Raw genomic sequence first — 14,313 nt, forward strand, 5'->3', positions numbered from 1 at the left:
GAAAGACCCTGGGTAACGGTGTGGACGCCTGGTGCGCCAGCGTAAGGTTGGAACGTTGCGGGAAAACGGCGAAAAAAGAGCGGTGTGAGAAATGAGAGAAGAGCTAAGCAAGGGCGCGGCTTCCTCTCTTGCTTTTCACGCCTCTCCACTCTCTCTTCGATCGATCAGCGCATCTTGCCCAGAATCCCTTCCAGCTCGTCATTGCTGTGGTAGTGGATGACCAGCTTGCCGCGGCCACCGCGACCACGTGCCACTTCCACCTTGGTGGCGAAGCGCTCGGCCAGCTCGCGTTCCAGCGCATCCACATTCGGATCGCGTACCGGGGCATTCTTGGCCTTGCCCTTGGGCGCGGTCTGCGCCTTGCGGGCGGCGTCTTCCAGCTCGCGCACGCTCCAGTTGTTGCGCGCAGCCTCCAGCGCCAGCGCTTCGGCCTGGTATTCCGGCAGGGTCAGCAGGCAACGGGCATGGCCCATCTCCAGCTTGCCGTCGTCGAGCAGGCGCTTGATCGATGCGGGAAGATCGATCAGGCGCAGCATGTTCGACACCGATGCGCGCGACCGGCCCACGGCGTCGGCCGCTTGCTGATGGGTAAGATCGAAATCGTCGATCAGGCGCTTGATCGCGTCGGCCTCTTCCAGCGGGGTGAGATCCTGACGCTGGATGTTCTCGATCAGCGCCATCGCCGGCACGGCGACTTCGGGCACGTCTTTCACCAGCGCGGGAATGTCGCTCAGCTGGGCACGCTGCGCGGCACGCCAGCGGCGTTCGCCGGCGATCAGCTCGTAGCTGTTCTTGCCCAGTGCACGCACCACCACCGGCTGGATCAGGCCTTGCGCCCTGATCGAGGCGGCCAGCTCGTCCAGCGCCTCGTCGTTCCAATGACGGCGCGGCTGGTATTTGCCGGGCTGGATGTACTGGATCGGCAAATGGCGCAGCTCGCCTTCCTGCTCGATCACCGATGGCGTTCCGGTTTCGCCTCCGCCGAGCAAGGCATCGAGGCCACGCCCAAGTCCACGTTTTTTCGCGGCAGACATATTCAGTGCTTACTCCTGATCAAGATGCGCCGAGGCTTCCAGCGTTTCCCCGGGAGCGTCGCCGTGCATGTCATGCAGCGCGGCTACGGCCGCCTGCGAACCCCGTTCGCGGCGGATGATCTCGCCGGCGAGCCCGATATAGGCGATCGCGCCGCGCGAGCTGCGGTCGTAGAGATGAATCGGCTGGCCGTGGCTGGGCGCCTCGGCCAGGCGCACGTTGCGCGGAATGATCGAGCGCAACACCTTGTCACCAAAATGCTGGGTGAGCTGCGCCGATACTTCGTTGCCGAGATTGTTGCGCACGTCGTACATGGTGCGCAGCAGGCCTTCGATTTCCAGTTGCGGATTGAGGTGTTGGCGCACCGCCTTCACCGTGTCGAGCAGGCTGGAAAGACCTTCCAGCGCAAAGTATTCGCACTGCACCGGAATCAGCAGGCCGTTCGCCGCGGTGAGCGCGTTGACGGTGAGCAGGTGCAGTGTCGGCGGACAGTCGACCAGAACCGTGTCGTACTTGTGCGCGACTTTGCCGAGCTGTTCCTTGAGCCGGTTTTCGCGCGCCAGCGCGTCCATCAGCTTGAGTTCCGCTGCGGTGAGATCGCCGTTGCCCGGCAGCAGGTCGTAATGCGCTTCGGTGGTGACGATGGCCTGTTCGATCGGTGCTTCGCCGAGCAGGACTTCACAGCCGCTGGGATGCGCTTCGTGCTTGTTCACACCCGACGCCATGGTCGCATTGCCTTGCGGGTCGAGATCGACCAGCAGCACTTTGCGCTTCGCCGCGGCGAGCGCAGCAGCGAGATTGACAGCAGTGGTGGTTTTGCCGACGCCTCCCTTCTGGTTGGCGACAGCGATGATACGGGCCATGTTTCGTCCGGTACCGAGTGCGTGAAAAAGAACGGCTAGATTAGCAGGATGTAGGCTCGAAGCCCGAGGAGCCGGCGCCCTAGCGCCGCCGCAGGGCGACCAGATGACGCTCCGCGGTACCCAGGCCGGGTACGTCCAGAACGTGGATTCCTTCCAGGGCGAAGCCGTCGGGAACCCCGGCAAGCTCTTCCTCCGGCGACTTGCCCTTCATGGCCAGCCAGATGCCGCTGGGCGCCAGCAGATGGCCGCCCCAGGCAAGCATGTCGGCGAGGCTGGCAAAGGCTCGCGCCGTCACGCAGTCGTATTCGCCTTCCACGTCTTCCACTCGCGACTGCAGCGCGCGTACGCCTTCCAACTTGAGCGAGCGGATGGCCTCGCGCAGGAAGCGCACTTTCTTGCCATTGGAATCGACCAGCAATACCTGGCGCCCGGGCGCGGCAATGGCCAGCGGAATGCCGGGCAGGCCGGGGCCGGTGCCCAGGTCCGCCAGGGTTTCGCCTTGCACGTGGGGAAGGATCGCCAGCGAGTCGAGCAGGTGGCGGCTGATCATCTCCGATGGATCGCGGATCGCGGTGAGGTTGTAGGTACCGTTCCAGCGCTCCAGCAGGGCCTGGTAGTCGAGCAGGCGCGGCACGGCCTCTGCGGGCAACCGCAGGCCCAGCGCATCGATGCCCCGTTCGAGCTGGGTTTGCAGAGCGGCGCGGTCGGCCATGAGCTATCCGTCGAGAAGAGTGGTCGGCCAGTATCCGGGCGGGATGGCCGCGATGCCAGCGTAAAAAAGAAGACCCGCCAACGGCGGGTCACACTTGCTCAGATTCCCCTGTGCCGGTGCTTTCTTGGGCAACCTGGCCAGATTCGGTACGCGATCAGGCGGCTTCCAGCTCCACGCGCGTCACCATGACCCCGCGTTCGCGCAGATCCTTGTTGAGGCAGGACTTGAGACGTGCGGCCATTTCGCGGCGCTCGTCCTCATTGGCAGCGGTATCGGCGAGCGCGTCGAGCACGCCGCGGCGAATCAGCTGGTCGGCCTGATCGATGACGGCGTCGGCACGCTCCGGCTCCAGCACTTGCCAATAGACCGTGCCGTGCAGCGGATGGGTTTCGGCCAGCGAGGCATCGAAGCGCAGCATGCGGCCGCCCAGATCGATGCGATGGCCGACCCGGTCCAGCAGCGGCAGAACGACGTGGGTGCCCGGTTGCAGCAGGCGGACGGGCTTTCCATGACGGTAGAGGCTGTGCACCTGGCCGACCGGTACGCGCTTGACGGCAACCGCCGCGAGGGCGGAGACGGTAAAGATCAAAGCGAGCGTCAGAACGGCCATAATGATTTAAAACAGCTACTTAGTCACGGTTTCTGAAATTTTCACGAAGCAGGATTTTACAGGCACATGAACCTGCTTGGATTAATCTTTATTTAACGGCGAATTTCCCCGTTAGGCAACCCTTTATCGTTAGCCGTCTTTAACAGCTTCCGATGGCGGAACTGGTGCATCGTTCGTGCCACCTGTCCCTGAAAAAACATCGCCCCGCCGATGAAGTTATCGGCAGGGCGATGGCTGGGCTGAAGCGTCGTTTTTTAGAATTTGCCGGCGCGGAAGTCGGCAATGGCCTCGTGGATCTGTTCGGGCGTGTTCATCACGAACGGCCCGTAGCGCGTCACCGGCTCCTGCAGAGGCTGACCAGCCACCAGCAGCACGCGCGCAGCGCCTTCCCGGCCGGCAATGCGTACGCTGCTCCCCGGGGACAAAACGGCTAGTTCGCTGCGCTGGAGCGGCTCGCCGGCGACCTGCGCATCGGTTCCATCGAACACGTAGGCGAAGGCGTGGTGGCCTTCAGGCAACGGGATGTCGACACTCGCCCCCGCTTCGACGGCCACATCCAGGTACACCGGGGCGGTGACAATTCCCGACACCGGACCGACAGCGTCACCCAGGGTGCCGGCGATGACCTTGACCGTCACCCCATTGGCCGGATGCACCACCGGAATCCGCTCTGGACCGATGTCCTGGTAGCGCGGCGCGGTCATCTTGTCCTTGGCCGGCAGGTTCACCCATAACTGGAAGCCCCACATCAGGCCGTTTTCCTGCTGCGGCATCTCCGAGTGCAGAATGCCGCGCCCGGCCGTCATCCACTGCACGCTACCGGGCGTCAGATCGCCGCGGTTGCCGTGGTTGTCGCCGTGCTGCATGTGGCCGGCAAGCATGTAGGTGACGGTTTCGAAACCGCGGTGCGGATGTTCGGGAAAGCCCGCGATGTAATCGCCCGCCTGGTCGGAACGGAATTCGTCCAGCAGCAGGAACGGGTCGAGCATGTCCAGGCCGGGCTGGCCGATGATGCGCTTGAGCTTCACGCCCGCGCCGTCGGAGGTGTCGGTGCCGCGAATGCGGCGAAGAATGCTGCGTTCGGTCATGGTTGGCTCCTGTCGGAAGGATCTGGAGCACATGATGGGCTTGCCGCATCGCATGCCCAAGTAGGGCCGTACGAACGGACTGTTTCCTGGTGAAGCTTGGCGTCTCTACGGGTCAGCGCGCCGTCGGCGCGCCGACCGTCAATGCACCCAATGGCCGCTGCGTTGCCGCGGGGGTCCGGGCTGTTCCTTACTGGTCTGGTCGCCGTGGCTGGCGGCGTCGATCTCGGCCTCGGTGGCAGGGTGTTCGAACCAGTAGTGGTTGACGGCAACCAGCACGGCGGGAAGCTGGGTCAGGCAGTCGTCGTACTCTTCCTCGCTGAGCTTTTCGAATTCCGCTTCGGCGCTGAGGATGCCCTCGTCCACCGCCAGGGCCATCACCGGGCCGAGCATTTCCATCAGCGAAGGATCGTCGGCGAGGCGCTTTTCCCACAGGCCGGCGCGCAGATCGATGCCGCGGCTGAAACCTTCGCACCAGCCCGCTGCGGACAGCGCCGGTCCTGCTTCGGTGTCGACTTCGCCCAGGATCGGCTCATAGGCATCCACGTCGAGCTCGGCGCTGATCGAATCGTTGAGCTTGGCGAGCAGGGCCAGGACGCGGTTGCCCTCGTTTTCGTCATCGAACGGCTCGTGCAGCACTTCGGGCAGCCATTCTTCCGGCAGCACTTGCATCGGGCCCACCGAAATCGCGCTCAGCAAGCCGTGCACGCCATCCAGCAGGAGGTGGCCATCCTGGGCGTGGGTGCGCAGGTAGTTGTCAAGTTCGTCGAGTTCGCTGTCGTCCAGCGAGCTGGGCCAATCTGCCTTGGTATTGCCAGTCGTCATCAGATATCCAGGTCCACCGTGACCGGGGTGTGGTCGGAGGGACGCTCCCACCGCCGCGGCTCGCGGTCGATGGTGACGGCCTTTGCCGACGATTTCAGGGCATCGCCGAGCAGGATCAAGTCGATGCGCAAGCCCATGTTGCGCCGGAACGCACCCTGCCGGTAGTCCCACCAACTGTAGTGGCCAGCTTCGGTTTCAAAAAGCCGAAAACTGTCGTGCAGCCCCAGATCCGTGATGGCTTTCAGGGCGGCGCGCTCGGGTGGCGAGCAAAGTACGTCCTCGCCCCAGCCGATCGGGTCGTACACGTCCCGGTCATCGGGGGCGATGTTGAAATCGCCCAGCACGACCAGCTTGGGATTACGCCGGATCTCCTGCTCAAGGAAGGCGTGCACGCGTTCCAGCCAGTGCAATTTGTAGGTGTACTTTTCGTCGCCGACGGCCTTGCCGTTGACCACGTACAGGTCGACTACGCGTACGCCGCCGACCGTGGCCGCGAGAATGCGCCGCTGCGGGTCGTCCAGCCCGGGAATATCGGTGACCACGTCTTCGAACGAGAATCCCGCGTCGTTGCGCGCCAGGATGGCCACGCCGTTGTAGGTCTTCTGGCCCGCGTAGACCGCCTGATAACCGGCGGCGGCCAGCTCGTCGACCGGAAATTTAGCGTCTTCGAGCTTGGTCTCCTGCAGCGCCACCACGTCGGGCTTCGCATCGGAGAGCCACTGGGTGAGGTGCGGGATGCGCACCTTGAGCGAATTGACGTTCCACGAGGCGATTTTCATGGGGGCATTGTAAGGGATGCGGATTACCGCCACCGGACCGTGCCGCAGGTCATGCTTGACGGAAAGCCAAGTGTATTGTTGTATTGATACACATGGATGCCTCATTACTCACCATACAGCCCAACGCGCCGGATCCGATCTACCGGCAGATCGTCGAGCAATTGCGGCGCCTGATCGCCAGTGGCCAGCTGACCTCCGGAGAGTTGTTGCCTTCCGTGCGCGAGGTGGCCGGCTTTCACGCGATCAATCCCATGACCGTGTCGCGCGCCTATGGCATGGCTGAAGCGGAAGGTCTGCTCGAACGCCTCCGCGGCAAGGGCATGGCCGTCGCCGCCACCCGCAGGACCGTGCAAAGCGAAAGCCAGCGCATGGCGTTGCTGGAGTCGCAGTTGCAAGAACTGGCGCGCCACGCCAACGAACTGGAACTTCCCGCCGAGCCCGTATTGCGCCGCTTGGCCAAATTGCTGGGAGATTGAGATGAATGCCGTACTTGAGTATCCGGATAACGTTTCGGCGTCTCCGCTGACTGCCAGCGGCCTGGTTCACTGCTACGAAGGCAGCAACGTGCTGACCGGCGTGGACCTCACCCTGACGCCGGGCAGCGTACTGGGCTTGGTCGGCCGCAATGGCACCGGCAAATCCACGCTCATACGGGCCATGCTCGGATTGCTCGAGCCGCTGGCTGGCTCGGCGTTTGTTTTTGGCGAACCCGCCTTGAAGTTGAGCGACGAGGCCAAATCGCGCATTGCATACGTGCCGCAGCAACCGGAGGCCCTGGCTTGGCTCACGGTGCAGCAGATGCTTGATTTCGTGGGTAGGTTTTATCCGCGCTGGGATGCTCCGTTCATCCGCACCACGCTGGAGCGCTGGAAAATCCAGCCCAACCGCCTGCTGGCAAAGCTTTCTCCGGGCGAGCGCCAGCGCGTCGATCTCATTCGCGCGTTCGCTTCGCAACCGGAGCTGCTGGTGCTCGACGAACCCGCCGCCTCGCTCGATCCGGTAGCGCGTCGCGAATTGCTGCGCGAGCTCGCGCTGCGTGCAGGCGAATCGGGCACAACGGTGCTGTTTTCCACGCACATCGTTTCCGACCTGGAACGCGTTGCCTCGGAAGTTGCCTTTCTGCACGAAGGCAAGCTGTTGCTGCACTGTGGCGTGGACGAAACCAAGGAACGCTATGCGCGTTTGTGGCTGCCCGCAAAAATGACGTCGGCCGCGCCATCGCAAAGCCTGAGCCGGCGCCGCAACCAGGACGGCAGCCTCAGCCTGATTGTCGAACGTGACCGCTACGGGCAATGGCCGCAAGCATCCACCATGCCCGGCGCACGCATTGACGCGCTGGGCCTGGAAGATCTTTTCGTGGAGATCGCCGAATGAAAGCCCCGCCGATGATGATGGTGCTTTGGCGCTCGACCTCGTTGACGATGCGCTGGACGATGTTGACCATTGCCGTACTGATCTGGTCCGCCAGCGCGATCTGCGCGATGTACTTGCATGCGCGCGAAGTCGTCTGGATAGCGGCTATCGTGGACGGCTATGCAGGCCTCTTCGCCGGGTTGACGCTGCTGGCGCCCTCCCTGTTGTTGGCGGTGGATGCCAGGCAGCTGCGCATACCGCGCATGCACAATGTCGTTTTGCCCGGAATGATTTTTTATGCGCTGACATTGGCCGCGATACCCTCGATCCTACTCACCCTTGCCGGCGGCGAATTCGCAGGTATTTTTGCGATCCAGATGCTCGGCCTGACAGCAGGAACGGCGCTGGGATTGCTGCCGCGCTCCGTCGCCGCGGTGTCCGGCTTCGTGCCTGTTCTGGTCAGCAGCTTCAGGCCGTACCTCGCGTTGCCGCACTGGGCGAGCGGCGGCCTCTTTTGTGTTTTGGCAGGTGTCGCGCTCTTCTGTAGTGTCATCGCCGTTCGCTGGCGCCGACAGCTGCGCTCGGTTGACCCGTACCGGTTGAGCGCCAGTCGCGCGCTGGTCATGCAGAACCGCTCTCAGACGATGGGGTGGCATCGTTGGGGTGGGTGGGGCCAATCGCGCGACAGCGCCCTGGCAATGCAAACGGTGCCGGCCTGGATGCTTCCAAAGGCCGACTTGAACGGCACCGGACCTCGCGACCCGGCGCGCAGCCTGCGTGTTGCTCTCGGTGGCTGGCTGCTGCCCATCACCTGGCACAGCATGTTGTTGCGCTGGGTATCTGTCCTCGTGCCGATGGCGATCATTGCGTCGCTGTGCGCCCGCAGCGCGGGTGTCTCGATACTGTCACTGCTGGGATTGATCGTGCATGGCATGACGTTCGGCGTGTGGGTGTGGTTGGCCGGCTACGGCGGCGCCGCGTTGAGTCTCGTCGTCGCGGTGACGCTGCAACAGCGCTGGCGCAAGGCAAACGCGGAATTACCCTTGTTGGCGCTGCTGCCGGCGCTTGGCCACGGCTGGCCGCTGGTGCGCAATCTGCTGCGCGCCAGCCTGTTGCGCGTATTGACCATCCAGGCGGTTCTGCTGGCCCTCGTGCTGGCCGTGGCGCTCATTCAGCACGTGGACGCGTGGAGCGTCGGCATTGCACTGCTTGGCCAAGTCGCCGCAGCGGGTATCGCGCTGGTCTTCGCGCTGTCGAACTTCGGCGGCGTTTCGGTACCCAAATGGAGCGCCGGCCTGATCGCCGCCCTGTGCTTTGGGCTGGTCGGGTTCGACAACGTTTGCATGCCGTTTTTCAGCCCCTCCCCCGTGCTCGGCGGATCTTCCACGGTCTTGCTGGCTTCGGCCTGGATGCTGGTCATTCTGGCGTTGGGATGGATGGCCTGGCGCGGTTGGTGCGGCGTACAACGGCGGCCGCATCCGTTTCTGCCGGCCTGATCCCTGTCGAGGTGCCTTCATGCACGTGGGCAGGGCCCGGATGAACTGCTAGCGTTGGGGTTTGCCCGTGTTCCCGGAACGTCGTCATGCTCAAGCCCTCTCGCCTGCTGCTGCCGCTGCTGGCAGCCCTGTTTGCCCCCCTCGCCGTTGCCGATACCCCTCATGCGACGACCACCGATCCGCGTATCGACGCCTTGCTGACCCAACTGGGCAAGGTGCGCAGCATCGGCGAGGTGGCGTTGTCGCCGGATGGCCATCAGCTGGCCTGGGTGGTGGACACGAATGACAAGCCGGGCATCATGCTCGCCGATGCCGATGGCAAGAACGCGCACAGCGTCGGCCTGGCCTCCAAGCCGGGCAGTTGCAGCGAGTCCGGACTGGCCTGGGCGCCCGATTCGCGCCATCTGGCCTTCCTTTCGAACTGCGCCAGTTCGCACAGTTCGATGGGCGGGAAGCAGGCGGATGTCTATGTGCTGGACACCCAGTCGCAGGAAAAGCCCGCCCGTCTCTCCAACCTGAGCGGCTACGTGCATGCGCTGAGCTGGGCACCGGATGGCAAATCGCTGGCCTTCCTTTACGTGGAGGGCGCCACGCGCCGCGCCAGTGCACTGGCGGCGGCGAAGCCGCAGACCGGCGAAATTGGCGTGGAAGGCATCGAAGTGCAACGCGTGGCGACACTGCCGGCTCAAGGCGGCACGGCGCAGTGGGTCACCCCTGCCGATAGCTATGTCTACGAATTCAGCTGGGCGCCGGACAGCCAGCGCGTGGCTTATGTTGCCGCTCCGGCACCGGGCGACAACAATTGGTGGATCGCTCAGCTCTACGTGCAGGGCGTGCAGGCAGACTCGGCGCGCACGGCGCTGGTCAATCCCGGCACGGTGAGCGGCCCGCTACGTGGCTTGCAGATCGCCGTGCCGCGCTGGTCGCCGGACGGTTCGCGCATCGCCTTCATCGGCGGCTTGATGAGCGACCAGGGCGCGACCGGTGGCGACCTCTACAGCGTGCCTGCAAGCGGCGGCGCTCCAACCGACCTCACGCCCGGCATTCACGTCACCCCCGCATGGTTCAGCTGGAGCTCGCCGCAGTCGATGCTGGTCAGCCAGATCAGCAGCGGCAAGGTGCAATTGGCGGAGTACGCCGTTCAAGCCGATCACGCGCAACAGCAGCGCGTGCTGTTTACCGCTCCAGGCTATGTCGGCGACGGCACGGCCGAAGCCGCGCTGTCGTTTTCTGCCGATCACCGGCAGGTCGCGTTCGGGCAATCTTCTTACGAGTCGGCGCCGGAGGTATACGCAGGCGCGATCGGTGATCGGATGCCGGCGGCGGTCACATCCCTCAATGCAGGATTGAAGCCGAGCTGGGGCAAGGCCCAGTCGGTGGAATGGAACAGCGAAGGCTTCCACGTGCAGGGCTGGCTGCTGTATCCGGTCAACTACGATCCCAGCAAGCGTTATCCGATGATCGTGAATATTCACGGCGGCCCGTCTTCGGCCGTGGTCCCGCACTGGCCGTCGGTGGGTTATGGTGCGGCGCCGTTTTCCGCGCTCGGCTATTTCGTGTTCATGACCAATCCGCGCGGCAGCTTCGGCGAAGGCGAGGCATTCGTGCAGGCCAATCGCAAGGACTTCGGTTACGGCGACCTGCGCGACACCTTGGCCGGCGTCGATGCGGTGGAGAAGCTGGTACCGGTGGACGATCGCCGCCTGGGCCTGACCGGCTGGAGCTACGGCGGCTTCATGAGCATGTTTGCACCGACCCAGACGCAGCGCTTCCGTGCAGTGGTGGCAGGCGCCGGCATCGCCAATTGGCAGAGCTATTACGGGCAGAACCTGATCGACCAATGGATGGTCCCGTTCTTCGGTGCCTCGGTGTATGACGACCCGGCGGTCTATGCGAAGAGCTCGGCGATCAACTTCATCAAGAAAGTGAAAACGCCTACGCTGATCGTGGTGGGCGAACGCGATGCGGAATGTCCCGCCCCGCAATCGTTCGAATACTGGCACGCCTTGCGCGCGCTGGGTGTGCCGACGTCGTTGGTGGTTTATCCCAACGAAGGACACCATTTCTACAACCCGGCGAATCAGCGCGATGTTCTGCAGCGTGCCTTGAACTGGTTCGAGAAATATCTGCCGCCCCAATAAGCCGGCGACGGCGGGTCGATATTGAACGCCAACCGGGATGCTTCGATCATCTGGTTGGCGTGCGGCTCCCTGGCGAATTCAAAACAGCTCGCCCTGTGGCGAGGCTTTTCGTGGCGGAATGAAGTGCGATGTGTTCAATTGCAATTCGCGCGCACGCCCGAAGCCGTGACGCCTGCAAGCGATATCGAAGCGCCGGCGCAGTAATTCAGCAAACACGCCCTGGCCGCGCATGCGCGTAGCAAAGTTGCTGTCGTAGTCGCGCCCGCCGTTCATCTGCTGCACCAGGCTCATCACGTGCGTCGCGCGTTGCGGTGCGTGCAGCTCGAGCCATTCGCGAAACAAGGCTTTCAATTCGTGCGGCAACCGCAGCACGGTATAACCTGCGCACGAAGCACCCGCTTCGGCTGCCTGGTCCAGCACCGCCTCCAAGTCACGGTCGTTCAAAGCCGGGATGATCGGTGCTACGAGCACGCCCACCGGTACACCTGCTTCCGCCAAGGTTTTGATCGCCTTGATGCGCCGGTGCGGCGCGCTCGCACGCGGTTCCAGCTTGGCCGCCAGATGGTTGTCCAGCGAATTGACGGATATGAATACCTGCACCAACCGCTCGCGCGCCATCGGCACGAGAATGTCCAGGTCGCGCTCAACCAGCGCGTTCTTGGTGACGATCGTGCAAGGGTGATGGCATTGGGCCAGCACCTCCAGTGCCGCGCGAGTCAGTCGCCAGCGCTTTTCGATCGGCTGATAGGGATCGGTGTTGCTGCCGATGTTGATCGGGCTGACCGTGTAGCCCGGCTTGGCCAGGTCGGCATGCAACACCTCGGCCAGGTTGGTTTTGGCGCGCAACTTGGTTTCGAAGTCGAGTCCCGGCGACAAATTGAGATAGCTGTGGCTGGGGCGCGCAAAACAGTAGATGCAGCCGTGTTCACAACCGCGGTAGGGGTTCATGGCCTGGCTGAACTTGAGGTCGGGCGAATCGTTCTGCGTGATGACACTGCGCGCGCGCTCTTCCGTCACTTCGGTGCGAGGGCGAGCAACTTCTTCGTCCAGCACGTCGCGTTGCCAGCCGTCGTCTTCCGCGTGATGACGGATCGTTTCGAAACGCCCTTCCGGATTGGAAGCGGCGCCGCGGCCTTTGAATGCACGAGGTAGATCGACCATTCGGCGATGATGCCCCGAAACCGTCTCAGACGGCGCGACACGTCATGGCTGTTTGGCCGTGCGCAATCGCTGCGCAAGCCAGCCGGCCATGCCTGCAAGCGGATAGTTCTGTTCCAGCTGCCGATGCATTTCGGCGAATACCGGCGGCGAGATCGCCCAGCCCAATGGCAATGGATAATTGCCCGGACACAGGCGCAGATGCCAAAGAATGTCGCTGTCGCCAGCATCCGCCGGTTGAATGTGCAGCGACGCAAGCAATTCTTCGCGCGCGTATTCGCCGCGCGCGTCGCGGGTGTCGAGCAGGGCAACGAGGGGAGCGGTGGCTTCGCCGTAGCTCGAACGTTCCGATGCGCTCGGTATCCGGCTGCACGCCGCCGAATAGAGAGGAATCGGTTGACGGGTGTCGTGCGCGTCGACAAAGTCGCGCAGGCTGGGATCGTTGCTGATGTGCAAGGCGATGATCTGCACCGGCTGTCCCTGCTTGGCCGCAATGGCGCGCAAGCGGCGGACGATTTCGCGCAGGGTGGCGGCGCCTGAATTCTCGAAATAGCCGCCATCGACCAATTGGAAGTCTGCCGGCACGGGCGATGATTCGCTGGGAAGTGCTGCTGTCTCGAGCGTGCCGGCGGGACTCAGATAAGTGAAGCGTGCGCTGTTGAGCACCACTTCGCTCAACGGTATGCGCGGATCCAGCCACAGCGAACCGTCGTAGGCGGTCGTCCAGGGACTTTTATCGAACGGCCGGAATGGGTCCTGCACGAATCGCCAGCCCTGCCCTACCGTCGTACTGTTGAAGAAGAGCGCGGGCACGTCGGTGTTTACGCTGCCATCGGCACGTGTATAGAGCTCGGAAAACGGGTGCGCGAACGCATTCATGCCTTGCGCTTGCGCAGCCTGTTCCCAGGCCGTGGTCAAGGCACGTCCCCGATCGTCGAACAGCGCGCCGGGCATCCAACGTTGAGTGAAGTCGACAAACCACGCATTGGCCATCACCGGCGCAAGAAAGTCGTGGTTGAGCATCTGCTCGACACGCGTTTGCGCGGCGAGGCCCGTTTTCGGCGCAACCTGCAAAGCGCTGACATAGGCGGCCAAGCCAAGACTTCCGCCCGATACGCCGCTTGCCGCGAACGTATAGCGCTCGAACATCGGTTCGCCACCCTCGGGCGGTACAGCCTGATCGACGAGCGTGGTGAAGCGGCTCAGCACCATCGCGGTCCAGGCCGCGCTGCGCAAGCCTCCACCTTCGGTCGACACCACGATGACCGGACAGGAATGCTGCGGCACGCATCGGCTGCGCAGCCACGTCGTGGCGTAGTCATCGAAACGGGGCCGACGATCGGCCGGTGGGACAGCCGGCCGCTGGTGCGTGCTCATGGACGGGTACTGGCGCACGCGGTGGTTGTCGTTCAAATGCAGGGCATGCAGGCTCACGGCCGCCAACAGCAGCAAGCTGAGCAGTGGAATGCCGCGGCGATCGGCGAGCATGCAGAGGAATCCACCACTCATGCAAAAGAAGCTTCCCACGATCAGCAACACGGCCAGCGAACCCAGGCTGTCGAATTGACGTGGCTGAATCACCACCAGCACGGTAATCAATACGTTGAGGATCAGCGCCGCGATAAAAATGCTGAGTGGCACGGTACCAAGCGTACGGATGGAATCGGACCTGCGCGCATGCGCATTCGAGATCCGATATCCACCCGGCAGCGAGCGCCGCCCGATGAAGAAGGTGAGGATGGCCGCGGCCTCCACCAACAGCCCCGCCACGTGCCAATTGCGCCGATGACACTGCTCGGCAGTCATGCACGTGGCATGCGGCGTGCCCCGCAAGGTCATCAAGTAGCCGAACAGCACCAATAAAGGCACCAGGGCACCGAGGACGCGCGGCAGCCATCGGCGCAACGGCGCAGCACGCGGATCCTGCAGCGCCGGCCAGCGAGGGTAGACCAGGTGGTAGGCATTGCGGGCGGAGTACCACACGGCCAGGCCAGCGAGGGCACTGGTCGCCAGCAGGGCGACATAGCGCGCGTTGCTGGGGTCGGCCCATACCGCGATCAGGAACAGTTCGCTGGCCTGATCGACGTTGCTGATCACCAGCGCTGCGAAAGCAAGCACCAGCAGGGAAACCCGGATCGGCTTGCAGTGATCCAGCCCGATGGCCAAACCGTCAAAGACCTTCCAGAGTGATTGCCGCCAGCGCACCGGTGCGCCGGGCGGATCGGGTTCGGCCATCGCTACGTATTCCCCTGCGTAGGA

The 14,313-nt window shown here is 63.6% G+C and carries 13 protein-coding genes; 4 read left to right on the forward strand and 9 right to left on the reverse strand.

The features are described from left to right. Window positions 1–164: 164 nt before the first annotated feature. The 7 genes from ISS99_RS09420 to xth form a co-directional block, all read right to left on the reverse strand. Complete coding sequence (locus ISS99_RS09420; RefSeq protein ID WP_204631354.1) at window positions 165–1,034, reverse strand: ParB/RepB/Spo0J family partition protein; 870 nt, start codon at window positions 1,032–1,034, stop codon at window positions 165–167. Between the two features lie 9 nt (window positions 1,035–1,043). Further along, complete coding sequence (locus tag ISS99_RS09425) at window positions 1,044–1,895, reverse strand: ParA family protein (protein WP_204631355.1); 852 nt, start codon at window positions 1,893–1,895, stop codon at window positions 1,044–1,046. A 79-nt stretch (window positions 1,896–1,974) separates the two neighbouring features. Then, window positions 1,975–2,607, reverse strand: coding sequence for a 16S rRNA (guanine(527)-N(7))-methyltransferase RsmG (rsmG, locus tag ISS99_RS09430; protein WP_204631356.1), 633 nt, complete (start codon window positions 2,605–2,607; stop codon window positions 1,975–1,977). A gap of 154 nt (window positions 2,608–2,761) precedes the next feature. Continuing rightward, entirely contained in the window at window positions 2,762–3,217 is a 456-nt protein-coding gene (locus tag ISS99_RS09435) for an SPFH domain-containing protein (RefSeq protein ID WP_204631357.1), read from the reverse strand. A gap of 254 nt (window positions 3,218–3,471) precedes the next feature. Next, entirely contained in the window at window positions 3,472–4,305 is an 834-nt protein-coding gene (locus ISS99_RS09440) for a pirin family protein (RefSeq protein WP_204631358.1), read from the reverse strand. Window positions 4,306–4,443: 138 nt separating this feature from the next. Continuing rightward, window positions 4,444–5,127, reverse strand: a complete 684-nt coding sequence (locus tag ISS99_RS09445) for a YecA/YgfB family protein (RefSeq protein ID WP_204631359.1) — start codon at window positions 5,125–5,127, stop codon at window positions 4,444–4,446. Continuing rightward, window positions 5,127–5,906, reverse strand: a complete 780-nt coding sequence (gene xth, locus ISS99_RS09450; protein WP_204631360.1) for an exodeoxyribonuclease III — start codon at window positions 5,904–5,906, stop codon at window positions 5,127–5,129. The genes ISS99_RS09445 and xth overlap by 1 nt, the downstream gene beginning before the upstream one ends. A gap of 92 nt (window positions 5,907–5,998) precedes the next feature. On the opposite strand from xth, the gene ISS99_RS09455 reads away from it, so the two are divergent. The 4 genes from ISS99_RS09455 (at window position 5,999) to ISS99_RS09470 (ending at window position 10,896) form a co-directional block, all read left to right on the forward strand. Beyond that, window positions 5,999–6,382 (forward strand): GntR family transcriptional regulator, encoded by a 384-nt coding sequence (locus ISS99_RS09455; protein ID WP_204631361.1) that lies wholly within the window; start codon window positions 5,999–6,001, stop codon window positions 6,380–6,382. 1 nt (window position 6,383) lies between these two features. After that, window positions 6,384–7,280 carry an ABC transporter ATP-binding protein gene (locus ISS99_RS09460; RefSeq protein ID WP_204631362.1) on the forward strand — a complete coding sequence of 299 codons (897 nt, stop codon included), beginning with the start codon at window positions 6,384–6,386 and terminating at the stop codon, window positions 7,278–7,280. Next, on the forward strand, window positions 7,277–8,755 hold the full coding sequence (locus ISS99_RS09465) for a hypothetical protein (RefSeq protein ID WP_204631363.1): 1,479 nt from the start codon (window positions 7,277–7,279) through the stop codon (window positions 8,753–8,755). The genes ISS99_RS09460 and ISS99_RS09465 overlap by 4 nt, the downstream gene beginning before the upstream one ends. Window positions 8,756–8,841: 86 nt before the next feature. Then, entirely contained in the window at window positions 8,842–10,896 is a 2,055-nt protein-coding gene (locus ISS99_RS09470) for a S9 family peptidase (RefSeq protein WP_204631364.1), read from the forward strand. A 78-nt stretch (window positions 10,897–10,974) separates the two neighbouring features. Here the strand turns inward: ISS99_RS09470 and ISS99_RS09475 are convergent, their stop codons facing one another. Together ISS99_RS09475 and ISS99_RS09480 are read right to left on the reverse strand one after the other, a co-directional pair. Continuing rightward, complete coding sequence (locus ISS99_RS09475; protein WP_204631365.1) at window positions 10,975–12,057, reverse strand: PA0069 family radical SAM protein; 1,083 nt, start codon at window positions 12,055–12,057, stop codon at window positions 10,975–10,977. A gap of 42 nt (window positions 12,058–12,099) precedes the next feature. Beyond that, window positions 12,100–14,289, reverse strand: a complete 2,190-nt coding sequence (locus ISS99_RS09480) for a hypothetical protein (RefSeq protein WP_204631366.1) — start codon at window positions 14,287–14,289, stop codon at window positions 12,100–12,102. Between the last annotated feature and the right edge of the window lie 24 nt (window positions 14,290–14,313).

The sequence above is a fragment of the Dyella mobilis genome, assembly GCF_016904945.1.
GTDB classification, from domain to species: domain Bacteria; phylum Pseudomonadota; class Gammaproteobacteria; order Xanthomonadales; family Rhodanobacteraceae; genus Dyella_B; species Dyella_B mobilis.

Coding starts and splice junctions, on each gene's coding strand:
- ISS99_RS09420 (WP_204631354.1), bottom strand. CDS start 1,034: ATGTCTGCCGCGAAAAAACGTGGACTTGGGCGTGGCCTCGATGCCTTG.
- ISS99_RS09425 (WP_204631355.1), bottom strand. CDS start 1,895: ATGGCCCGTATCATCGCTGTCGCCAACCAGAAGGGAGGCGTCGGCAAA.
- rsmG (WP_204631356.1), bottom strand. CDS start 2,607: ATGGCCGACCGCGCCGCTCTGCAAACCCAGCTCGAACGGGGCATCGAT.
- ISS99_RS09435 (WP_204631357.1), bottom strand. CDS start 3,217: ATGGCCGTTCTGACGCTCGCTTTGATCTTTACCGTCTCCGCCCTCGCG.
- ISS99_RS09440 (WP_204631358.1), bottom strand. CDS start 4,305: ATGACCGAACGCAGCATTCTTCGCCGCATTCGCGGCACCGACACCTCC.
- ISS99_RS09445 (WP_204631359.1), bottom strand. CDS start 5,127: ATGACGACTGGCAATACCAAGGCAGATTGGCCCAGCTCGCTGGACGAC.
- xth (WP_204631360.1), bottom strand. CDS start 5,906: ATGAAAATCGCCTCGTGGAACGTCAATTCGCTCAAGGTGCGCATCCCG.
- ISS99_RS09455 (WP_204631361.1), top strand. CDS start 5,999: ATGGATGCCTCATTACTCACCATACAGCCCAACGCGCCGGATCCGATC.
- ISS99_RS09460 (WP_204631362.1), top strand. CDS start 6,384: ATGAATGCCGTACTTGAGTATCCGGATAACGTTTCGGCGTCTCCGCTG.
- ISS99_RS09465 (WP_204631363.1), top strand. CDS start 7,277: ATGAAAGCCCCGCCGATGATGATGGTGCTTTGGCGCTCGACCTCGTTG.
- ISS99_RS09470 (WP_204631364.1), top strand. CDS start 8,842: ATGCTCAAGCCCTCTCGCCTGCTGCTGCCGCTGCTGGCAGCCCTGTTT.
- ISS99_RS09475 (WP_204631365.1), bottom strand. CDS start 12,057: ATGGTCGATCTACCTCGTGCATTCAAAGGCCGCGGCGCCGCTTCCAAT.
- ISS99_RS09480 (WP_204631366.1), bottom strand. CDS start 14,289: ATGGCCGAACCCGATCCGCCCGGCGCACCGGTGCGCTGGCGGCAATCA.